General features: G+C 51.5%; 20 protein-coding genes and 1 pseudogene. 5 read left to right on the top strand and 16 right to left on the bottom strand.

Going from position 1 to position 20,929, the window contains the following annotated elements; all coding sequences use genetic code 11:
• Positions 1–244: 244 nt before the first annotated feature.
• From B2M23_RS21580 to mraZ, 13 genes and pseudogenes are all read right to left on the bottom strand, one after another.
• A pseudogene (locus B2M23_RS21580) lies at positions 245–556 on the bottom strand (small basic family protein); the annotation flags it as partial.
• Between the two features lie 31 nt (positions 557–587).
• The gene (locus B2M23_RS19265; RefSeq protein WP_052237126.1) at positions 588–1,316 is read right to left on the bottom strand and encodes a DUF881 domain-containing protein; all 729 of its coding nucleotides are present in this window, start codon (positions 1,314–1,316) and stop codon (positions 588–590) included.
• 9 nt (positions 1,317–1,325) lie between these two features.
• A complete protein-coding gene (locus tag B2M23_RS19270) occupies positions 1,326–2,042 on the bottom strand; it encodes a DUF881 domain-containing protein (RefSeq protein WP_038351401.1) in 717 nt (238 codons plus the stop codon).
• 14 nt (positions 2,043–2,056) lie between these two features.
• Complete coding sequence (locus B2M23_RS19275; RefSeq protein WP_038351400.1) at positions 2,057–2,833, bottom strand: cell division protein FtsQ/DivIB; 777 nt, start codon at positions 2,831–2,833, stop codon at positions 2,057–2,059.
• A 52-nt stretch (positions 2,834–2,885) separates the two neighbouring features.
• Positions 2,886–3,992, bottom strand: coding sequence for an undecaprenyldiphospho-muramoylpentapeptide beta-N-acetylglucosaminyltransferase (murG, locus tag B2M23_RS19280; protein ID WP_038351399.1), 1,107 nt, complete (start codon positions 3,990–3,992; stop codon positions 2,886–2,888).
• Complete coding sequence (gene ftsW / locus B2M23_RS19285; RefSeq protein ID WP_038351398.1) at positions 3,989–5,104, bottom strand: putative lipid II flippase FtsW; 1,116 nt, start codon at positions 5,102–5,104, stop codon at positions 3,989–3,991. Before ftsW ends, murG begins: the two co-directional genes overlap by 4 nt.
• Complete coding sequence (gene murD / locus B2M23_RS19290; RefSeq protein WP_038351397.1) at positions 5,104–6,480, bottom strand: UDP-N-acetylmuramoyl-L-alanine--D-glutamate ligase; 1,377 nt, start codon at positions 6,478–6,480, stop codon at positions 5,104–5,106. The genes ftsW and murD overlap by 1 nt, the downstream gene beginning before the upstream one ends.
• A 20-nt stretch (positions 6,481–6,500) precedes the next feature.
• Positions 6,501–7,466, bottom strand: coding sequence for a phospho-N-acetylmuramoyl-pentapeptide-transferase (gene mraY / locus B2M23_RS19295; RefSeq protein ID WP_038351396.1), 966 nt, complete (start codon positions 7,464–7,466; stop codon positions 6,501–6,503).
• Between the two features lie 22 nt (positions 7,467–7,488).
• Positions 7,489–8,850, bottom strand: a complete 1,362-nt coding sequence (locus tag B2M23_RS19300; protein WP_038351395.1) for a UDP-N-acetylmuramoyl-tripeptide--D-alanyl-D-alanine ligase — start codon at positions 8,848–8,850, stop codon at positions 7,489–7,491.
• Between the two features lie 222 nt (positions 8,851–9,072).
• Positions 9,073–11,424 carry a penicillin-binding transpeptidase domain-containing protein gene (locus B2M23_RS19305; RefSeq protein WP_242945842.1) on the bottom strand — a complete coding sequence of 784 codons (2,352 nt, stop codon included), beginning with the start codon at positions 11,422–11,424 and terminating at the stop codon, positions 9,073–9,075.
• Between the two features lie 57 nt (positions 11,425–11,481).
• Complete coding sequence (locus B2M23_RS19310; protein WP_038351393.1) at positions 11,482–11,994, bottom strand: septum formation initiator family protein; 513 nt, start codon at positions 11,992–11,994, stop codon at positions 11,482–11,484.
• Positions 11,995–12,013: 19 nt separating this feature from the next.
• On the bottom strand, positions 12,014–12,949 hold the full coding sequence (rsmH, locus tag B2M23_RS19315) for a 16S rRNA (cytosine(1402)-N(4))-methyltransferase RsmH (protein ID WP_038351392.1): 936 nt from the start codon (positions 12,947–12,949) through the stop codon (positions 12,014–12,016).
• Positions 12,950–12,966: 17 nt separating this feature from the next.
• Positions 12,967–13,389: a division/cell wall cluster transcriptional repressor MraZ gene (mraZ, locus tag B2M23_RS19320; RefSeq protein ID WP_038351765.1), complete on the bottom strand. Its 423-nt coding sequence runs from the start codon at positions 13,387–13,389 to the stop codon at positions 12,967–12,969.
• A gap of 286 nt (positions 13,390–13,675) precedes the next feature.
• Here mraZ and B2M23_RS19325 point away from each other — a divergent pair, with 286 nt between their 5' ends.
• The 5 genes from B2M23_RS19325 (at position 13,676) to B2M23_RS19345 (ending at position 17,787) form a co-directional block, all read left to right on the top strand.
• On the top strand, positions 13,676–13,945 hold the full coding sequence (locus B2M23_RS19325) for an ACT domain-containing protein (protein ID WP_013380838.1): 270 nt from the start codon (positions 13,676–13,678) through the stop codon (positions 13,943–13,945).
• 13 nt (positions 13,946–13,958) lie between these two features.
• Entirely contained in the window at positions 13,959–15,317 is a 1,359-nt protein-coding gene (locus tag B2M23_RS19330; RefSeq protein ID WP_038351391.1) for a PFL family protein, read from the top strand.
• A 105-nt stretch (positions 15,318–15,422) separates the two neighbouring features.
• Positions 15,423–15,683 carry an NAD(P)H-dependent oxidoreductase subunit E gene (locus B2M23_RS19335; protein ID WP_038351390.1) on the top strand — a complete coding sequence of 87 codons (261 nt, stop codon included), beginning with the start codon at positions 15,423–15,425 and terminating at the stop codon, positions 15,681–15,683.
• Positions 15,684–15,706: 23 nt separating this feature from the next.
• Positions 15,707–17,227: a 4Fe-4S dicluster domain-containing protein gene (locus B2M23_RS19340; protein ID WP_038351389.1), complete on the top strand. Its 1,521-nt coding sequence runs from the start codon at positions 15,707–15,709 to the stop codon at positions 17,225–17,227.
• Between the two features lie 353 nt (positions 17,228–17,580).
• On the top strand, positions 17,581–17,787 hold the full coding sequence (locus tag B2M23_RS19345; RefSeq protein ID WP_038351388.1) for a hypothetical protein: 207 nt from the start codon (positions 17,581–17,583) through the stop codon (positions 17,785–17,787).
• Positions 17,788–17,837: 50 nt separating this feature from the next.
• Here the strand turns inward: B2M23_RS19345 and B2M23_RS19350 are convergent, their stop codons facing one another.
• The 3 genes from B2M23_RS19350 to B2M23_RS19360 all read right to left on the bottom strand — a co-directional run bounded on the left by B2M23_RS19350 (position 17,838) and on the right by B2M23_RS19360 (position 20,915).
• Positions 17,838–18,485 carry an SGNH/GDSL hydrolase family protein gene (locus B2M23_RS19350; RefSeq protein WP_038351387.1) on the bottom strand — a complete coding sequence of 216 codons (648 nt, stop codon included), beginning with the start codon at positions 18,483–18,485 and terminating at the stop codon, positions 17,838–17,840.
• Between the two features lie 43 nt (positions 18,486–18,528).
• Complete coding sequence (locus B2M23_RS19355) at positions 18,529–19,107, bottom strand: glycerol-3-phosphate responsive antiterminator (protein WP_038351386.1); 579 nt, start codon at positions 19,105–19,107, stop codon at positions 18,529–18,531.
• A gap of 467 nt (positions 19,108–19,574) precedes the next feature.
• Entirely contained in the window at positions 19,575–20,915 is a 1,341-nt protein-coding gene (locus B2M23_RS19360) for an amidase domain-containing protein (RefSeq protein WP_081571310.1), read from the bottom strand.
• Positions 20,916–20,929 lie beyond the last annotated feature (14 nt).

Consider the following 20,929-nt stretch of genomic DNA (forward strand, 5'->3'; position numbering starts at 1 on the left):
CATCCAGTTCCTCATCATCTTCAAAGACTTCATCCTCGTCGGAAGCGTCACCGCGGTAGCCGCTCTCGTCAAGCTCAACGGCATCGTAGTCTTCTTCCTCATAGTCCTCTGTCTCGTCCAAATCATCGGTTGTGGAATGTATTATTTCTATAGGCTCAGCCTTATGGCCGGTTGAATGACCATGCTTCTGCTCCTTTGAAATCGCTTTAGGATCTGATTTTTTGCTGCCAGACCGGAAATAATAACGCCGGATCTTCGCAAAATTTGAAAACAAGCTGGTTCCAAAATAAAAGATTGCTGCGTAATAAATTGGAATCCCTACTCTGTCACCGATATAGGTCAGCAGCGCCGCTAAAATGGTGTTGCCAAAAAAACCGGTAATAAACAGTTTTTGGTCAAATTTTCCTTCCAGGTCTGCCTGAATACCGCCAAATACTGAATTCAGCGAAGCGAGTATTGCGATCGAGAGATAGGATGAATATGCCAGCGGTATTTCAAAAGGCAAAACAACACCAATTAAAAGCCCTGCAAGCAGCCCTATTAATGGATATAGCATCGTTGTCCTCGTTTCTCTGCAAAAAATCAAATTACAGTTTATTACTTTTGTTGAGTAGTAAATATTCTGACTTTTCTATATTAACCTTTATTTCCCAATATTTCAACAGTTGAATAACACTTTCATCAGAATTTAAGTAAATATACATGGATTCAGGGTCTCCAATGGCTTCAATCACAAATGGCGGTGAGGATATCTCATCATCCACATTTATGACTGCGCCGCCGCAGTCGATGTTGCTGCTGCTTGTCACGCGCATTTTATTGAGCTGGATTCCCTCCGCGCCGGCTGCCTTCAGTTCATTAATGACTGCCAGCACATCTGAGTTGTGCACCAGGTATTTATTAGGGTTTTCACCAGGTTCGATGGCTTTGTCACTGTCTTCCAGCGTGATGACAAGGCCGGGTCCCTGGATGGGTACAGAGCCGTCTGCCATTTTATAGTTTTCAAGCTCTGCGTCCAGATATTGGCCGACAGTATCGACCACAGAACCTTCATCCTCGATGGCCCTCTGGGCCTCCTCGTAGGTTTCGAGCCTTTTTTGCTCAGCCGCTATTTTTTTGCTGAGCTCCTCATTTTTGACCTTGAGGTTATCCTCCTCAAGCTCCTGGTTATATAAGGTCTTCGCATTGACAAAGGTACGCTGGGCCGGGATGTCTTTTGAGCCAATCTCCTTAACGATCAGGGCCATTCCAATGCCAACCACCAGAAAGACCAAGACCAGTATCCGGTTCATGGTTTTTTCACTTATACTCTTCATAGCCCACCGCTATTCATCGGACCCACTGCCTGAGGCCGGCTTGGCATACTTTAAGTCAATCACACCGCTGTAGGCCTTCACAAGAACATTGTCTTCCTGTGAAATAGAAACCTTCAGCTTATTGGACTGCATGACATCCACAACACCGGCCCGCATTTTGATGGCCGCGGAGAGATCCTGAGGATTGCCAATGACTTTCACCTCAAAGGGTGCACCGTATTTGTTACGGTTAATATTAATATAGGAGCCCGCCTGGCGGATCTCCGAAGTATTAATCAAACGTTCGCCATTGATGGAAATGGCTTCGGCGCCTGCTGCGTTCAGCTCGTTTACCAGTGAGAGCAGCAGATCGGAGCTTTTGGAATAGAGGGACGCGTCGTAATCTGTGCTGTCGGTATCAATGGTGATGACCAGGCCTGAACCCGTCACATCCGTCACACCTGCAAGCACGCGTTCCTTCTCCAGCTCCTTCTGTTTTTTCTTTATGACATCATCGGTTCCAGCGGCATCCGATTCATAGTTAGCCAGCTGTTTTTCGAGATCCTCGAGCTGGTTGTTCAGCTCGTCATTTTTGTTTTCAAGGGCTTTTACCTCAGCAGCCAGGTCGCCGGCGCGCTCGGAATCAACCGTCCCGCCCAACTGGTCGACTGTTTTCATCTGAAGGATAATCAAAACACCCACAAAAATACATATTAGCGCAATCGCTAAACTGCCTTTTCGCTTCAAGCCTTCACCTCAGTTTATCTTGGTTTCAGAATCGGTTTGTTACCGCCAGTGGTCAGATTGATGTCCAGATTACTCTTGTTCTCGGCAAAAACCGTATTGATATAATCATAAGAGCCTTTAAAGTTATCCAGATCCGACACGGTCATAACCACATTATTTTTTGTAATGATCCGATAAGTATTATTTTCCGTAATACCCACTTCCGAAATCTTCGCAAGGTTTCCGTCATTCTGAAAAGTCTTCAGAATCTCCATGACTGTGTCAAACTTCCAGTCCGGATTAAAGGTTACCGGATGCCCGATTTTATCAATGGTAATATCCGTGAAGCCCGTAACAATGGGGATATCCGTTTTGCGCAGATACTCGCTGCGCTCAACCAGAAGCCCCTCACGGTTGATATAATTGATCTTACCATCGTAATTAACCGCGCAGATTGCCGGTGCTTCCTTTACTTTGATCACGATTTTGTCCGGCATGACTTTTGTAATCTCCAGCTTTTCAACATTTATGAGTTCCTCAATATTATAATGAGCCTTATTTAAATCTACCCAAAAAATGCTCTCACCTTCATTGATTCCCGAAGTTTCTACAATTGTTTCGCTATCGACAACTTCATTCCCAATTACTTCAATATGCTTGATATTAAACACACCGGCGGAAATGGCGCTTGCCATGACAAAAATAAAGACAAATAAAATAGAAACAACAACCACTAATAGTGTAACATATTTTAGCAGTCTTTTCCTTTTATTTTTTTTTAATTTTTTACGTCTTTGCAGCTTTTCATCCATTTTATCACCATTTACCGGTTTTTGTCACCCTTTTTATTTGTTTTTGTTCAATTTATTTGATCAGCTTCAAAGCTTCTGCACAAATCCGGTCACCTGCATCCAGTATTGCCCGTTCTTTTGTGGCACTCCGCATTTTTTCAAGCCCCTTTTCATCCCGGAGCAGGGCCGGAATGGTTTCGGCCAGCAGGTCCGGGGTCAGCTCGGTGTCATGGATCAGGATACCGCCGCCGTTATCCGTAATAACACGGGCATTGAATTCCTGATGGTTTCCTGCTGCCATTGGGTAGGGCACCAAAATGGATGGAATACCCACTGCGGCAATCTCAGCCACCGACATGGCCCCAGAACGGCTGACAACCAGATCTCCAGCGCCGATAAGGGTGTGGACATCATCGCTGTACGCTAACACGTTTATATTACGGCAATCGTCTAATTTTACATCATTTTCCTTTAATTTTTCTAGGACTTTATCGTACTGTCCTCTCCCGGTCAGGTGATAAACGACAATATCCGGATTATCTGCATTCCTGGCAATAAACGAAGCGGCCGCATTGTTGATACTCCCAGCCCCCTGGCTGCCGCCCATGATGACGACCAGACGCTGGTTTTCCTTCAGGCCAAGCTTATCCCTGAGGGCCTTGCGGTCGGTCTGTTTAAACACGTCACGCACTGGGTTGCCTGCCAGAAATGTCTTATCCTCCGGAAAATACTCGGCGGCCTCTTTAAAGCTGATGGCCACGCGGTCCACTTTTTTCCCAAGCATCCGGTTTGTCTTGCCTGGGTAGGCGTTCTGCTCATGGATCATGGTGGGAATGCCCCGCTTCGCTGCCTCGAGAAGCAGCGGACCGCAGGTGAAGCCGCCAGTCCCAACCACCAGGTCCGGCTGATGCCTTTTCAAAACCTTTTTTGAATCTGAGATGCCGTCAAAGATTCCCTTGACCGCTGCCAGCGTTTCAAGCGACAGCTCACGCTCAAAGCCGCGGACTCGGATGTACTCAATGGGATAGCCCTCCTTGGGCACAATGTTTTTTTCCATGCCTACCTGTGAGCCGATAAAAAGGATCTCGGCATCGGGCAGGCGCTCCTTTAGTTTATCTGCAATGGCCAGCCCCGGATAGATATGGCCTCCGGTGCCGCCGGCCGCTACTAAAATTTTCATTTTCTTCTCCCTTTCCTTTTACGCAGGTCCGCCTGCCTTGAAATATTGAGTATGGGCCCCAGCATGGCAAAGAGCACCACCATCGAGGTACCGCCAGCGCTGACAAAAGGCAGCGCCATCCCGGTAACCGGGATGACCGAGGTGGCGACCCCCACGTTTACAAACACCTGAAAGCCCAGCAGCAGCATGACACTGCTGGTGTAAAGGTAACCGAACCGGTCCGGCGACGTGTTGGCAATTTTGAAGCCCCGCCAGATAATAAAGGCGAAAAGGCCCAGAACAAAGACACAGCCGATAAGGCCAAATTCCTCGCCAATATTGGCGAAAATAAAGTCATTCTGGAGCTCTGGCAGGAACAGAAATTTCTGCTTGCCATTGCCCAGCCCCTGCCCGAAAATGCCACCAGTCCCAATGGCTAAGAGTGACTGGGTGATCTGATAGTCAACGCTCCCGCGGCCTAAGAATACATTAAAGCGTTCCAGACGCCAGGGCTCAATGATCATCAGCACAACGACCCCCGCCACGCCGACTGCCGCATAGGGCGCGAAGCGTTTAAAGCGTACCCCTGCAAAATAGAGCACTGCCACCATACCGAAGCCAATTGCCATGGCCGCGCTCAGTGAGGGCTCGATGGCTGTGATGCCGCAGATCAGGAAAATCGGCGCCATACACTGCTTTGTAAATTCCCAGGTGCCGCCGTTCAGTACCTCCGGCTCCCGCGCTAGCAGGGAGGAGAGATAAAGAATGCCCGTGACCTTTGCGAGCTCCGAGGGCTGGAACTGGCCGATGCCGACATTCAGCCACCGCCTGGCATCATTGACCTCTACCCCGATGCCCGGTATCAATACAAGGAGCAGCAGAAAGACCGTCACGCCCAGCAAAATCATGCTGATTTTCTTATTATTGTATTTGCGATAATCGATATTACTCATAAAGCCCATTACAACGAGCCCCAGCGCCACAAACCCAAATTGCTTGAGAAAGAGCGAGTAGCCCTTGCTGCCGTCGACTGTTGAAGAATACATGCTGGCGCTAAAGACCATCAGGAGGCCAAAGCCTACCAAAATCAACAGAGCGATGACAAACGGCCTGTCTACTTTTCCTTTTTTCATCAGTTACTCCCGATTCGCTTCACTAAATCCTTAAAGACCTGTCCTCTGATTTCAAAATTGTCAAACATATCCCAGCTGGCACAGGCCGGTGACAGCAGCACCACATCGCCGGGAGCGGCACACTCCGAGGCGACCTTGACCGCCTCGTCATAATCGCCCACACGCACAGTGCTGTAATAGCCCTGGCCCTCGGCTGTCTCCTCAATCTGGGAAGCAGTCGCTCCGACTAACACCATGCGTTTGACCTTTTTCCTGACCACCTCGATAAATTCGCTATAGTCTTCTTTTTTATCGTAGCCTCCGGCGATGAGGATGACCGGTTTGGTCATAGCGTTCAGAGCCACGATGGCCGCGTTGGTGTTGGTGCCCTTGGAATCGTTGATATAATCCACACCGTCGATGGTCGCCACAAATTCCTGGCGGTGTTCTACCCCACCGAAGGACTTCAGCGTCTCCGTGATGCTGACCACGTCCACTCCCATAAAATATGCGAGCACTGTGGCCGCAAGAGCGTTCTGCACGTTGTGAGGGCCTTTTATGCCCATCTCCTCGATACGGCAGATTGGAATGACCGATTCATTGTCATTGATAAAAATACCGCCGTCCATGGCGTAGGCGCCCTGGGCCACCTTTTTATCCAGACTGAAATAGTACTTCCGGCACTGCGCCTGACGGCCCAGCTCACAGACCTGCTCGTCATCGGCGTTGAGCACCAAAAAGTCCTCGCCGCGCTGGTTTTCAAAAATGCGGGCCTTGGCGGCAATGTAATTTTCCATGGTGCCGTACCGGTCCATATGGTCTGGAGACAGGTTTAATATGGCCGAAGCGACTGGACGGAATTTATTGATGGTCTCCAGCTGAAACGCGCTGATCTCTGTCACAAAGACATCCTCGGGCGCTGCTTCCATTACATAGTTGCTGATGGGGTCCCCGATATTGCCCACCGTGTAGGTTTTCCGGCCGCTGTTTTTAAAGATCTCACCCGTGAGTGTGGTGGTGGTGGTTTTGCCGTTGGTGCCGGTGATGGCTACAAAAGGGGCCTTTGTCATACAGTACGCCAGCTCAGCCTCGCCGATAACAGGAACGCCGCAGCGGTATGCCTCGGCAATGATCGGAATGGTTAACGGCACGCCCGGGCTTGTGACCACACGGTCAATCTCATTGATAACCTTGGTGTCGATCTGTCTTCCAAAAACGGTTTCGATGCCTTTTACCTCAAGCTCTGCCAAGGTCTCCCGTACCTGGGGAAACTCTGCCAGAACCACGTCCTCAGGACGATTATCGGTCAGTATCACTGCCTTGCCGCAATCCATTAAAAGCTTTGAAACCGCCACACCGCTGCGGGCAGCTCCAATCACTAAAATCTTTTCACTCAATTGTACTCACGCCTCCTAAATTATAAACATAAAAATGCCAGTGCCACAAAGACTGCCGTAACAATCCAGAACACGGTGACCACCCGGGTCTCACTCCAGCCCTTCAGCTCAAAGTGATGGTGGATCGGCGCCATTTTAAAGAAGCGCTTGCCGTGGGTCAGCTTGAAATAGCCCACCTGAATAACCACCGACAGGGCCTCAATTACATAAAGCAGGCCTGCGATCAGCACAAATATCTGCATCCGTGTAATGATGGCCATCACAATGACTGCGCCGCCCAGAGCCATGGAGCCTGTATCGCCCATAAAAATCTCAGCCGGGTTTGAGTTATAGCGCAGGAAGCCAAGGCACGCGCCGATCACCGCCCCGCTGAAAACAGCAGTGCTGACCTGATTCAGGGCAACGGCCATGGCCAGGAAGAAAATACATACAATGGCCGTAACGCCGGAAGCGAGGCCGTCAAGGCCATCGGTCAGGTTGACTGCGTTGGTCACTGCCACGACTGCGAAAAAGGTAAAAGGAACATACCAGATACCGAAATCAACGGTGGTGCCCATAAACGGAACGACCAGCTCTGTGCCGATGGCGGGTGTCCATGCCGCGTAAATGGCAATGGCCAGAGCCGCCGCAAACTGGAGCACCAGCTTCTGCCAGGCGCGCAGCCCCAGATTGTGCTTCTTTGAAACCTTGATAAAATCGTCGATAAAGCCAATGGCACCAAAGGCCACCATCACGATCAATGGGAAAAAGTCCCATTTTTTAGTAAATAAACTGATGATAATAACAGCGATGAGGACAGCGCCCTGGATGACAAGGCCGCCCATGGTGGGGGTACCGGATTTTTTCATATGGCTCTGCGGCCCCTCCTCGCGGATGGCCTGCCCGAAGTGCAGCCGGTGCAGAATCGGCAGGACTCGCGGCATGACGAGCCAGACAATGATAAATGCGACTAATAAACTGACAATTGAAATTTTTAAAGTATCCATCTTTTCCTTGTTTCCTCTTCCTTTACTCCTGAATCATTTCCAGTGTTTTTTCCAGATGCACGCCCCTGGAGGCCTTGATGAGAATCACGTCTCCCGGCGCCATAAGCTTTCTCAGCAGCTCTCCGGCGCCTTCTGCGTCTGCAGTCCAGAAACAGCGCTCATCTGCCAGGCTGGCGCCTGCCCCCTTGATGTAGGCTTTTGATTCTGGGCCAACCGCAATGAGCACATCGGCTTTTTCTGCCGCGTAAGCACCGATCTCGAGGTGGCCGCTTTCAGCCATCTCTCCCATTTCCAGCATATCCCCAAGCACTGCAAGCCTGCGGCTGCTTTTCCCCATATCCCACAGCATATCGAGGGCTGCCTTCATGGCATCGGGATTGGCGTTATAGGAATCGTTAATCACTGTGGTCTCTCTTACCTTGACGATATCCATGCGGTTGCCGCTTGGTTTAAAGGCGTCAAGCCCGCGCTGAATCTCTTCATGGGTCATCTGATAATATCTGCCGAGCCAGATGGCGGTCAGGCAGTTGTAAACATTGTGAATGCCAGGATAAGCGAAGTGAAAGTGTTCGCCATCCGCCTCAAAGCGGATGCCCTTGGCAGAGGAATCGACCTGTTCTGCCTTAAGTGACAGATCCTCACCTTTAATCCCCACCCGGACAACCGAGAAAGGCTCTTCATCCTCTTTGATCTTATTTAAATACACATCATCCCCGTTGAGCAGCGCAATGTCGCCGGCGACCATGGTCTCAAAGATTTCTTTTTTAGCGGCCAGAATATTATCCTGGGTTTTCAGAATCTCGATATGAGCTGTGCCGATATTGGTAATGACGCCGATATGGGGCCTGACCTCACCGATGGATTTACGGATATCATTGAGATGGTCCATGCCCATTTCAATCACGGCGATTTCGTGTTCTGGCTGTAAGTTAAAGAGCGTCTGAGGAATGCCGTATTCATTATTGAAATTCCCCTGGGTTTTCAGGGTATTGTATTTCTGAGACAGCACTGAAGCGATGAGGTCCTTGGTTGTGGTCTTTCCGCTGCTGCCGGTAATGGCGATGACCGGTATATCATAGCGCTCCCGGTTGTACTTTGCCAGGGCCTTCATGGCTTCCAGGCAGGATTCGACCAGAACAACGCTGATCCCCTCTGGAAAATCCAGAGCTTCTGTTTCTGTAAAACTTGTTGAACAGCCTTTTTCGGCTGCGATTTTGATGAAACGGTGTCCATCTACCTTTTCACCCTTAATGGGGATAAAAAGGTCGTTTTTCTCGATTTTACGGCTATCAATCGCCGCGCCGCTGATCCAGTCGGTTGTTCCTGTCTGGATGAGCCGGCCTTCTGTGATTTTCACCAGTTGTTCAAGTGAAACTTTTTCCATATTTAAGTATCTTCTTTCTCTTGTTGTTTTGTCAAAGACAAACTGAAATTTTTACATACTTTCTTATTATAGCAAAACCACAGGCAAGGTTCCAACAATTTTACATTTTATTTACAAATTGACAAAAAGAAGCAAGAAAATCCTGCTTCTTCAATGATGATTTAAAACTTAAGCCTGACGACCGTACGAAACGGACGGTCGTCGCTGCCTTTACTCTATGCTTTAAGGTTTAAAGGTCACGCTGATCTCACTGCCCTTATCGACAACGGTTCCCGCCGCCGGGGACTGCTCGGCGGCAAAGCCGGAGCCAGTGACCTTGAGGTTGAGGCCAAGGCCGGTGACAATCTCGTTGACAGACTGAATGGACATGCCGTTAAGGTCCGGAACGGTAACCTTGCCGCCATTCTCACTGCTCTGGGAGCCAATTTCAAGAACCAGCTCTGTATTGGGGTCATAGACACTCTGGGCCGGGAAGCTCTGGGAAATGACGGTATCGCCATCGCCTTTTACATCCAGCTTATACTTGATGCCCTTTTCCTCCAGAATCTTAACAGCAAAATCCTTTTCCTGGCCGATCAGGTCTGGCACAGTAATGGAGTTCTGCTGGATTTGGGTGTCGCTGTCGGTCTGGCCGCCCATGTAGTCCAGAACCTGCTTCATCAGATTGATGGCAGTCGGCGCGGCGCTGGTGCCCCCAAAGGCGCTGGGGTCCGGTTCGTCGAGCACCAGAAGAATGGAGTACCGTGGGTCCTCGACCGGAGCGTAACAGAAAAAGGAGGTGACGTAGTAGGTGCTGTTGTAAGCGCCGTCCACAAATTTTTCGGCTGTACCGGTCTTGCCGCCAATGCTGTAGCCCTCTGCCAGGCTGGCTAAGGTCGAGTTTTCAGCGACAACATTTTTCATGATATTGCGCATTTCCGCCGAGGTGTCGGAGGAAATGATCTGTTTGGGGCCGTTCAGCTGATTGTTGACATATTCCTGCTGGCTGCTCCCCTTTCCGATGATGGTCGGGTTCATATAATAACCGTTGTTGACAACACAGTTCAGTGCTGAGAGCAGCTGAATGGGTGTGGTGGCAAGGCCCTGTCCAAAAGAGAAGGTGGCGTAATCCAGAAGGTTGATCTCGCCGTTTCCGTCAAAGGGTCGGTTGATGATCCCGGCTTCCTCCCCTGGAAGCTCGATGCCTGTCTGCTTGCCAAAGCCATAGTTATAAACATACTGATAGAACAGCGCCGGGTCCAGCTTCTGAATGATCTGGACCAGCCCTGGGTTACAGGAGTTTGCAATGGCTTCTGAAACGGTCTGTGTGCCGTGGGAGCCGGTGCAGTTGACCGTTACGCCGTTAATGTCGATGGAGCCGCTGCAGTACACCTTGGTGTCCGGTGTCACCACGCCTTCTTCAAGAGCGCTGGACGCCGTTACAGCTTTAAAGGTCGAACCAGGCTCGTAGATGAAGCTGACCGCTGGGTTTTTCCACATTTCACTGAGCTGGTCGGCCTTGGATTTGTCCTTGAGGTCGCCTGCGTGCTTCGAGCTGTAGTAGTCGCTGATGGAATAAGGGTCGTTGAGATTGTAATCCGGCTGGGTGGCCATGGCGATGATCTCGCCGGTTTTGGTATCCATAACAATGGCCGTGCCGCTTTTGGCTTTCCATTCCTCGACAGCGGACTTGAGCCCTCTCTCGGCCAGCATCTGAATATTGCTGTCGATGGTCAGTGTCAGATCCTGCCCCTGGGTCGGCTCCTTGATGACCTTTGTCTGCGAGGGGATCTGGTTGCCCTGGGCATCCTTCTGGAAATAGATGATGCCGTCGTCACCCTTCAGCTGGTCATTGTAGGAGGATTCGACACCGGTAAGGCCTGTATGGTCCTGCCCGGTAAACCCTAAAACATAGGAGGCAAAATTGCCGTTGGTGTAATAGCGGCGTTTATCCTCGATGAGCTCAATGCCGTTATAGCTTTTCGTCTCGCCTTTTTCATTTTTAATGGCCTGGTCCTCTTTAATCTCGCGGGCCAGGGTGTTATCGACCTTGCCCTCAATGAGCACCGCGCTGTTTTCCTTGCGGGTCAGCACTTCATGGGCGTCGTCATAATCCATGCCCAGCACGCTCACTAATACCTGGGCGGCTGAATCGGGATCTTTGATCTCATCAGGTACCGCGTAGACGGTACCGTCCAGAAAGCTGACACCCTCAGGGATTCCAGCGACGACTTTCTCGCCGTCACCTTTTTTAACTCCGTTTTTCACCTCGACCTTGTCATCCTCAGTCTTGTTGACCTTGTCCAGAACCTCCTGGTAATCAAGGTTCAGCTTCTCACTGAGCCCCTTGGCCAGTTTTTCCGGCTCCTTGACCTCCAGCGGGATGACATGGATAGCGGTGGCTGAGGAGTCCTGTACCAGGATGCGCATGTTGCGGTCATAGATATTCCCCCTCGAGGCTTTTAACGGCACCTCCTCCACCAGCTGATCCACTTGACGCGAGTACTGGTCGGTGGAGTCGATAATCTGGAGATACATCAGCTTTATTACAAGTATTAAAAATGCAACTGCTAAAATAACAATTGCATAATACATACGGGATTGCTTTAAATTTTTCTTTTTTTTCTTACGCGCTCTCATTGTCACCCTCGATTATTTAAAAATCGAACGGAGCCAACTGTCGCCCTGGGTGTCCGCTGACGCTCTCTGTGTATTTTCCATGGTCGTTTCATAGACGTACTGACCGGCAGTGGGCGTGGTCATGCCGTATCCTCTGGCTGTTGCCTCGATGCCGCTCAGGTCATCGGTGCTGGCCATGATCTGCCCGTTTTTACTGTCGTTGACTGCCTGCTTGTCCTCAAGCTCTGCCTGCATGGTGCGTACTTCCTCGTTCAGCTCTGAAATCATGGACTGCTGGAACAAAAGGCCGATGCAGACCACAAAAATAAGCACAGCTGCAATCATCAGGTAAGACAAGCCGGTAAGCTCCTTGGATTTGGCGCGGCCGCGGCGTTTTCGATTGCCTGCTTTTGCGGCTTTTACATTATTTTTTGCTTTTTTATATGACTTTTTGCGGGTGCTGGTCCGTCCCAGGCTTTCACTGGCTGAAGCAGCATCCAAATTCATGGTATCAGAAATAACCCAACTGTTCTGCATGTTCTCCATTTTGATTTTGCTCCTTGTTCTATAGCTTTTCTGCAATTCTTAGTTTAGCGCTTCTGGACCTTCTGTTGGCCTCGATCTCCTCCGGCGCGGGAAGCACCGGCTTGCGCGTAATAATCTTGACTTCCGGCTTTTTCCCACACACGCAGGTGGGGAACTCCGGTGGACAGGTACAGGGGTTCTGCTTGTCCTTAAAAAAATGCTTGACGATCCGGTCCTCAAGGGAATGGAAGGTAATGATGCACATACGCCCTCCGGGCTTCAGTGCTTCGATCCCCGCTGAAAAGGCATCCTCTAAAATGTCCAGCTCATGGTTGACCTCCAGGCGGATGGCCTGAAAGCTTTTGCGTGCCGGATGCTTTTCTTTGAAGCGCTCTTTGGCCGGGTAGGCGGCCTTGATGAGCTCGCTGAGCTCCAGAGTAGTCTCAATGGGCTTCGTTTCTCTTTCCTTTATAATGGCGTTTACAATACGGCCGGCAAAACGCTCCTCCCCATAGACCTGCAGCACCTTTTTCAGGCGCTCCGGCGGATAATCGTTGACGACCTCATAGGCCGACAGCTCTGCCCCGCTGTCCATACGCATGTCTAGTGGGCCGTCATGGTGGTAGGAAAAGCCCCGGGTTTCATCATCAAACTGAAAGGAGGAAACCCCCAGGTCATAAATGATGCCGTCGATCTGTGAGACACCGGCTTCCCCGAGCACCTCTTTCAGATGAACAAAATTATTTTTGACAAGCTGTTTGCGGCACGCATAGGGCGCGAGACGTCTGCCCGCGTAGTCCAGAGCAAAATCATCCTGGTCGATACCAATCAGGGTTCCGTCTGCGCTCAGGCTTCTGCAAATCAGCTCTGAATGGCCGCCGCCGCCCAGAGTACCGTCTACATAGGTACCGTCCGGCCTGATCATCAGTCCGTCAACGGTTTCGTGCAAAAGCACTGTTGTGTGTGAAAATTCCAAAGGCTCCCTCCTTTCTGCTAGATTCCCAGCTCTGCCATTTTATCGGCAATATCGCTGACGTCCATATTGTTGTAGTTGTCCCAATTTTCTGTGTTCCAGATTTCAAGCCGGTTGGAAACCCCAATGATCTTGGTTTCCTTTTCCAGCCGGGCATGCTTTCTGAGGGGCGCGGGAATGGAGATACGCCCCTGCTTGTCCAGCGCGCACTCGGAGGCGCCGCTGAAAAAGAAACGCGTAAAATCCCGGGCATTCTTATCGGAGATGGGCAGGGTCCTGAGCTTGTTCACAAAGATCTCCCACTCTTCTGTCGAAAAGACAAAAAGGCAGCAGTCAAGCCCCTTGGTGATGACAAAGTCCTTACCAAGCGCTTCCCTGAATTTGGACGGGATGATCAGACGGCCCTTGTCGTCAATATTATGCTCGTATTCACCAAAGAACATGCCAAACGCCACCCTTTCTTCCACTAATCCCCCACTTTATTGGGTCACTACACCAATTCTCCCCACATTATACCACAATGCACCACCCAGGGACAAGTTATTACCACCAATCTTAAAAAATTAAATATTTACTTTTGCTCTTTATTTTAATGATTTTTGGGTATTCCTTAAGCTGAAGTCCGTTTCAACCCACATTACCCCTTGTTCTGCGCGCTTTTTTAGTTTAATATAGTAGGGATCATTCAAATACTTTAACGCTATTAAATTGTAAGGAGTACGTGTATAAATGAGAGCAGTAGTTACGGTCATTGGTAAGGACCGCACAGGAATTATTTACAATGTGTCCAAAATTCTGGCAGAGAGCAACGCCAACATTGAGGACATCAGCCAAACGGTTATGCAGGACTTTTTCACCATGATCATGCTGGTGGATGTCACCAAAATGACCTGCGATTTCGCACAGCTTAAGGAAGAGCTGGAAGCGCTCAGCAAGACCATCGGCATGTCGATCCGCATTCAGCATGAAGACATTTTTAATGCCATGCATTCCATTTAAGAGGTGATGCACAATGGCAATGTTTAAAGATGTGCTTGAAACCGTCCGCATGATCGAAAAGGAAAATCTGGATATCCGTACCACTACCATGGGGATCTCTCTGATGGACTGCATCGACGCCGACGGCGAAAAAGCCCGCCGCAAGATTTACGATAAAATCACCCGAATGGCTGAGCACCTGGTATCCCAGGGCGAACGCATCGAAACCGAGTTTGGTATCCCGATCGTCAACAAGCGTGTCTCTGTGACACCCATTTCTCTGATCGCTGGGGCCAGCAGCGACACTGACTATGTGGCCTACGCCGAAACCTTAGATAAAGCCGCCCACGAAATCGGCGTCAACTTTATCGGCGGGTTCTCTGCGCTGGTGCCCAAGGGCTTTACACGGGGCGATCTCAACCTGATCAACTCCATTCCCGAAGCGCTGGCCTGCACCGAACGTGTCTGCTCCTCGGTCAACCTTGGCTCGACCAAAACAGGGATTAACATGGATGCGGTTAAAATGATGGGCGAGATTGTCAAACAGACCGCTTACCTCACACGCGACGAGGACTCCATTGGCTGTGCCAAGCTGGTGGTCTTCTGCAACGCGGTCGAGGACAACCCCTTCATGGCAGGCGCCTACCACGGCATCGGCCAGCCGGACACCGTACTGCACGTGGGTGTCAGCGGACCGGGCGTTGTCAAGAAGGCTCTCGAAAAACACCAGAACGCCAGCTTTGACGAGATGGCTGAGATCATTAAGAAGACAGCCTTCAAGATCACCCGCGCCGGCCAGCTTGTCGGCACCACGGTGGCAGAGCGCCTGGGCGTTCCCTTTGGCATCCTGGACCTCTCTCTGGCCCCAACGCCCGAAATCGGCGACTCGGTTGCCCGCATTCTTGAGGAGATGGGACTGGAACACTGCGGCGCCCATGGAACCACTGCGGCGCTGGCCATGCTCAACGACGCGGTTAAGAAGGGCGGCATCATGGCCTCCACCTCCGTTGGCGGCCTGAGCGGCGCTTTTATTCCTGTGAGTGAGGATGAGGGCATGATCGAGGCGGCCTCCATGGGCGCGCTGTCCCTCGACAAGCTGGAAGCCATGACCTGTGTCTGCTCAGTCGGGCTTGACATGATCGCCATTCCGGGCGATACCCCTGCCGCGACCATCTCCGGCATCATCGCCGACGAAGCGGCCATTGGCATGATCAACGCCAAAACCACCGCTGTCCGCCTGATCCCGGTATACGGCAAGGGCCTTGGCGAGTCTGCCTCCTTTGGCGGACTGCTGGGTACCGCGCCCATTATGGCAGTCAATCCCAATGACTGCTCTGTCTTTGTGAACCGCGGCGGCAAAATTCCCGCTCCGATCCACAGCTTTAAAAATTAATAAAAATCGAACTTAAATTTAATGGCTGGCCCGTGATAAATGACGAAACACAGGGCGCGACGCCCTTCGTCATTTTCCAGCGGCCAGCAAACAGGGGGAGAAAACATGGAAGATTTAAAAGTAGCAGTTTGTGTCTGTACAGAATGTGTGATGAAAGGCGCTATGGACATCATCGAATCCATCGAAAGCTTGAACGATGTTAAGGATGTCCTTGAGCTCTCACGCGGTATTTATATCGAAACGGTTAAATGTATCGGCGAAGCAAGGCATGGAATGAAATCCCCTATTGTTTCTGTCGGAAATGTCGTGATCGAAAAGGCAAATACGGAAACTGTGATGGCACAAATTCTTGAAATGACAAAATAATCAAGAAGGAAGTGAATTTGTAAATGAGAGGAATCTACACACCTGTGACCAAAATCCGTCGTCAGGTTTTTGCCGCCATCGCCAAGATGGCCTATGAGGGCGGCGATTACGCCAGTAGAGTGGAAGAAATCCCTTTTGAAATTATACCGGGCGAGGTCGCAAACTACCGCGACAGCGTCTTTAAGGAAAGAGCCATTATCGGGGAGCGCCTGCGTCTCGCCATTGGCCTGCCTTTATACCCAGTCGATCAGCCTTCCCCCATCTCCAGAGATGTGGAGGAAAGCGCCATCGCTGAAAAGGTCTATGATCCACCGCTGGTTAATGTTATTCCTTTTGCCTGTGACGCCTGTGAGCCTAAAGCCTTTATGGTGACGGACAACTGCCGGGGCTGTCTGGCACACCCCTGCGTATCGGTCTGTCCGGTAAACGCAGTCTACATGAAGGACGGCAAATCCCATATTGATAAGGAAAAATGTGTGCGCTGCGGGCGCTGCCGCGAGGCCTGCCCTTACGAGGCCATTGTAAAATATGACCGGCCCTGCGCGGCGGCCTGCGGCGTAGACGCCATTGAGAGCGATGAGCTGGGACGCGCCAAGATCAATTATGACAAGTGTGTTTCCTGCGGCATGTGCCTGGTCAACTGCCCCTTTGGCGCCATCGCGGATAAAACCCAGATTTTTCAGCTGATCCACGCCATCAAGGAGGGCGACGAGGTCATTGCTGAGATCGCCCCGGCCTTTGTGGGCCAGTTTGGCCCTCTGGCAACGCCTGAAAAGATCAAAGAAGCCATTAAGGAGCTGGGCTTTGCCGATGTGGTCGAGGTAGCCCTGGGCGCTGACCTGGGCGCTGTTGAGGAGGCCCACCACTATGTCAACAAGGTTGTTAAGGGGGACGATCCCTTTATTGGCACCTCCTGCTGCCCGTCCTGGTCTGTCATGGCCAAGACCAAATTTCCGGAGATCGCCCACTGCATTTCCGGTGAGCTGACCCCAATGGTCGCCACAGCCCGCATTATCAAAAAGGAACACCCCAAATCCCGGATTGTCTTTATCGGCCCCTGCGCGGCTAAAAAGCTGGAGGCCTCCAGAAAGAGCGTCCGCAGCGACGTGGACTTTGTCATTACCTTTGAGGAGCTCATGGGTATGTTCGTGGCCAAGGGCATTGAGTTCGGCGACCTTGAGGATGACGGCAAGCTGGACGACGCAACCGCGGCCGGCCGCGGCTACTCTGTGGCCGGTGGTGTGGCAGACGCCATCTGCAACGCAGTCCATGACCTCTACCCGGACGTGGATGTCAAGATCGACCGCGCCGAGGGCCTGAAGGAATGCCAGAAAATGCTGAAGCTGGCCCAGGCCGGCAAGCGTGACGGCTACCTGCTGGAGGGCATGGCCTGCCCGGGCGGCTGTATCGGCGGCGCCGGCACGCTCATGCCGATTAAGAAAGCCGTCACAGCGGTTACCAAGTTCCAGAAGGAAGCCGACGAAAAACTGGCGACCAAGAGCGCCTATATGTCTGAGCTGAATCTGATGGACGATAAAAAATAAAGGCTCTAGAGCGTATCTTTATAAAATATTTATGCGGTTTGCCAAGCCTTAACACCACCTTCACGCGCAACGTGATATGCTATGTTTAAAGAAGGTGGAAACTATGGCAAATCTCTTTTTACTCTTAATTTTATTTTTTACCGGCATCGCAGGCTATTTTGCCGCTTCCCATATCGACAGCTTTATCCGAAAGCTGCGCACTTACGGGTGGCGCAAGCTGTGAAGTGATCACGTATAATCAAAAAGATGACCGTCCGAAACGGGCGGTCATCTTTTTTGATACTCCCTCCCCGCCCTGGGTATAAACAAAGCAGAAAGGCATTTATGCCGTTTATTATGAGGAGGAAAACAAAATGACCAAACACACCATAGCAGGCGAATTTGATAAAATAAAAAACAAGCTGCACCGTAAGGATAAAACCGAGCGTCCCAAAGAGCTGGACGTGGAGGATGTGATTTCAGAAGAAATTGACCTGAATACAGAAGCTGCGGTAAACATCAGCGAGCACAGCAGCCGTGAACACACAAGCCACCCATCCATTGATGATATGACCCGGTAAAAACATAAAAAAGCGGGCAGGCCCTCTGGCCTGTCCGCTTTTTATTCCCACTATCCGATAATGCGTTTAACTTCCTTTACCATGGCTTTGCCAAGCAGCTCGTGCTGGTCTGCCTGGAGGTGGAGCCCATCCTCGTCGCTGCTCTTGACGACGGTCCCGGCGTCAAAGAACTCGACCCCGTAGGCTTCGGCCACGCCCTTATAGAACTGGGCGACATCCTTGGATTTTTCTTCGTTTCCTGCAAACATGTACTTGAACACGCCGTCTGCGATGGGCCCCAGCGGCGGCGGGCCTACCAGCAGCACCTTGGGCTCGCCGGTATAGTCTCCGACCTGGTGAAGGGCCTTATCCACCAGAATACCCACGCCGTTGGCGATATCCTGCGGGGATACGGTGTAGCGCACCTTGAGGTCATTGGTGCCCACAAAGATGATGATCATGTCAAAGGGCGCCTGGGCGTCCATGGTTGGAATGATCTGATCCTTGCCGCAGCGGTATTCCTCGATAGGGTCGTTCCAGACCGTAGTACGGCCGTTGAGCCCATCGGCGATAACCTTGTACTCGTCCCCCAAGCCAGCCTGCAGCACACCTGGCCAGCGCACATTGTCATCCCAGCGCTCCAGCGGCTTGATCATGTCGTTTGAGGGCTTCCAGCCCCAGGTGTTTGAATCCCCAAAAATCAAAACAGTTTTTTTCATCCGATTACCTCCACTAAAATATATTTTAAGCCCAGAAGGCTCATTAACCAATGGTCTGCCACAGCGCCGGCTTAGTGACAGCCGCGGCCAGGGCGCCGTTATCAAGAGCTGCTGTCACCAACTCCTCCTCCATGCCCAGCCCGCCTGCCAGAAGCGGTACCCGGATCTGGCGGAGGATGGCGTCATAGATGCTGCCCGGTATGGTCATGGGCATGACCAGCCCCGCGTCGGGCCGGCTCTCATTAATGCTCTGGATGCCTGTGGCCATGGCGTTGGTATCAATGAGGAACAGCCCCAGAATTGAGAGCATTTCTTCCTCCTTTATCCACCGCACACACTGGGGCTTCATGGTGATGACGGCATCCGCCCCCAGCTTTGACAGAAAATCAATGCTGGTGCGGTCCCGGGCCAGCCCCTTGATGGAATCCTGGTGGACCATCGCCTTGCGCCCGTACTGGTGAATAAGCCTGACAATTTTGGGCAGGGTGTTGATATCCCCCAGCTTGAGCATGACGCATGGCAGGCTGGTCTTTGTGAGCACACATTTCAGCCCCTCGGCCGAATTGACCGACGGGATGACCCGTGAGCCTGCGAGCAGCCGCTCCAGTTTAGACGTTTCCAAAACAATCCCTCCTGATTTTAGGTATAAAAAATCCGTATCATACCTCATCGCACAACAAATAAACGTTACACTGTGTAACAAGGTATAATACGGACAACTCTTAGACTCAAGTCCTTAAACTGGTGATTAATTGTTTACATTATATGCTAATCCTTTTCAATTGTCAAGCTTTAAATTGGAGAATCCGTACAGGACCCGCGGCCGAGCGTGTCGAAAAAAGTCGAAAAACCCGAGAGACGAAGCCTTTTACCCAAGGAAGGAAAAAGCGTCCTGCGGGTACTGCCCTCTCACTTGTATCTTCTACATGAATATTGATCCTTGATCTTTCCAATGTCCGGCTGTTCCGGTAAAGCGGCACGATTCCGGACCGTTTACCACAGCACCTGGATCTTTTTTCTTATCTGGATAAAAGGCGCAGTCTCGGACTGCGCTATGAGACGACCGCCCGAAACGGACGGTCGTGTTTTTCAGTCGTTCCAGCCAAGAACGCGGATAAGCCTCAGATCTGAATAGGCATAGGCGCTGGCCGGGTAATTGATGCGGTCGGTGGTATTGGAATTGATCAGGTAATCCTTGACACTGCCATCGGCGCCGGTCACCACATCGGTGATGATCACAGAATGGTTCCACTCGCCGTCCACCCCGTACTGGAGGATATCTCCGGCCTGTCCTGCGTAAAGATTGGCGGTGGTGTCCGCTGCCAGGCCATAGCCGGTGTTGCTTTCGGCATAGTCATAGAATTCCTCAACCCCTGCCCAGGAGCCGGAGCGCCCGCTTTCTGTCTGGCGGGTATTGACGGAATCGCCGTACCATTTCCACTGGTCCTCCCCTTCGGTATCCATAGGGATGCCGCCCGCGTACAGGCACTGCGAGATATAGTTGTTGCAGTTGCCGCCGTATTCGTCGTAAAGCCCCCACGTGTCATTCCGGATAACCGACAGCGGATCAACCCAGTCCATGGCGTAGGCCACAGCGGCTGCCCGGTCATAGCCATGGTCGCACAGAGCAGCGGATTCGCTGCCGGCCGCGGCCTCGCTTTTTTCTGCATTGAGCGCCTCAATATCCTGCCGGGCCTGGTCCATCAGCTCAGATTTGATCTGGTCCAGAAGCTGGCTGGTCTGGGTGCGCGCTGCACCCTGGCTTTCTTCATCATAGAGCTCCTCGATGAGCAGATAGCCGTCCTCCTCCTTTTGGTGCTCGATGATCCGGCAGTTGTTTCCCTCCTGGCGGATCACAAAGGTATGCTCGATGCCAGAGCTGTAGGAATCAGTCCCGTCGATAAAGCTGAACTGCACCGCATGGTCCTCCTCCAGCGTCACCGCCAGATCACCATTTTCCAGCGTTTCGGCCCCGGTATAGGTCACGCCGCAGGTATAGCCTGTAAGCGTCAGGTCGTTATCCTGAAGGGAGCGGACCCCCACCAGAAAGGACAGGGCCGCCTGGTCGATGGCGGCGCTGACAGCGCCCTGGCTGTCCGACAGATCAAAGTACTGGGTCACATCCTGCTCCTTTAGCTCTGCCAGGGTGCCGAACCAGGTGTTCAGATAATCCCTGATCGTGTCCTCCGCGCTGCTGCCAATGCCGTAGGCGGTTCGGCTGTTGCGCACCACAACGCCGTTCTTTTTATCCTCCGCTATATCCTCCGCAGTGTCCTCGGCTGGCGCTTCGGCGGTGCCGCCCGCGGCCAGAACTTTTGTTACATGACGCACAGCCGCAGAGCCTGCCACGATGAACACTGCCATCAGCGCCACCAGCACTGCTGCCTGCCTTCTCTTTCTGTTTTGTCTTGTATTTGATCGTCTATTCATCCATTAATTTCCGA

The organism is Eubacterium limosum, assembly GCF_000807675.2.
Classification (GTDB): domain Bacteria; phylum Bacillota; class Clostridia; order Eubacteriales; family Eubacteriaceae; genus Eubacterium; species Eubacterium limosum.

What these genes read in the sequence shown, in the direction of transcription:
- B2M23_RS19360 (WP_081571310.1), bottom strand. Translation starts at nt 20,915, where the DNA reads ATGAATAGACGATCAAATACAAGACAAAACAGAAAGAGAAGGCAGGCA.
- mraY (WP_038351396.1), bottom strand. Translation starts at nt 7,466, where the DNA reads ATGGATACTTTAAAAATTTCAATTGTCAGTTTATTAGTCGCATTTATC.
- B2M23_RS19265 (WP_052237126.1), bottom strand. Translation starts at nt 1,316, where the DNA reads ATGAAGAGTATAAGTGAAAAAACCATGAACCGGATACTGGTCTTGGTC.
- B2M23_RS19310 (WP_038351393.1), bottom strand. Translation starts at nt 11,994, where the DNA reads ATGGAGAACATGCAGAACAGTTGGGTTATTTCTGATACCATGAATTTG.
- B2M23_RS19345 (WP_038351388.1), top strand. Translation starts at nt 17,581, where the DNA reads ATGACCAAACACACCATAGCAGGCGAATTTGATAAAATAAAAAACAAG.
- mraZ (WP_038351765.1), bottom strand. Translation starts at nt 13,389, where the DNA reads ATGTTCTTTGGTGAATACGAGCATAATATTGACGACAAGGGCCGTCTG.
- ftsW (WP_038351398.1), bottom strand. Translation starts at nt 5,104, where the DNA reads ATGAAAAAAGGAAAAGTAGACAGGCCGTTTGTCATCGCTCTGTTGATT.
- B2M23_RS19350 (WP_038351387.1), bottom strand. Translation starts at nt 18,485, where the DNA reads ATGAAAAAAACTGTTTTGATTTTTGGGGATTCAAACACCTGGGGCTGG.
- B2M23_RS19305 (WP_242945842.1), bottom strand. Translation starts at nt 11,424, where the DNA reads ATGTATTATGCAATTGTTATTTTAGCAGTTGCATTTTTAATACTTGTA.
- murG (WP_038351399.1), bottom strand. Translation starts at nt 3,992, where the DNA reads ATGAAAATTTTAGTAGCGGCCGGCGGCACCGGAGGCCATATCTATCCG.
- B2M23_RS19325 (WP_013380838.1), top strand. Translation starts at nt 13,676, where the DNA reads ATGAGAGCAGTAGTTACGGTCATTGGTAAGGACCGCACAGGAATTATT.
- B2M23_RS19330 (WP_038351391.1), top strand. Translation starts at nt 13,959, where the DNA reads ATGGCAATGTTTAAAGATGTGCTTGAAACCGTCCGCATGATCGAAAAG.
- B2M23_RS19335 (WP_038351390.1), top strand. Translation starts at nt 15,423, where the DNA reads ATGGAAGATTTAAAAGTAGCAGTTTGTGTCTGTACAGAATGTGTGATG.
- B2M23_RS19275 (WP_038351400.1), bottom strand. Translation starts at nt 2,833, where the DNA reads ATGGATGAAAAGCTGCAAAGACGTAAAAAATTAAAAAAAAATAAAAGG.
- B2M23_RS19300 (WP_038351395.1), bottom strand. Translation starts at nt 8,850, where the DNA reads ATGGAAAAAGTTTCACTTGAACAACTGGTGAAAATCACAGAAGGCCGG.
- B2M23_RS19340 (WP_038351389.1), top strand. Translation starts at nt 15,707, where the DNA reads ATGAGAGGAATCTACACACCTGTGACCAAAATCCGTCGTCAGGTTTTT.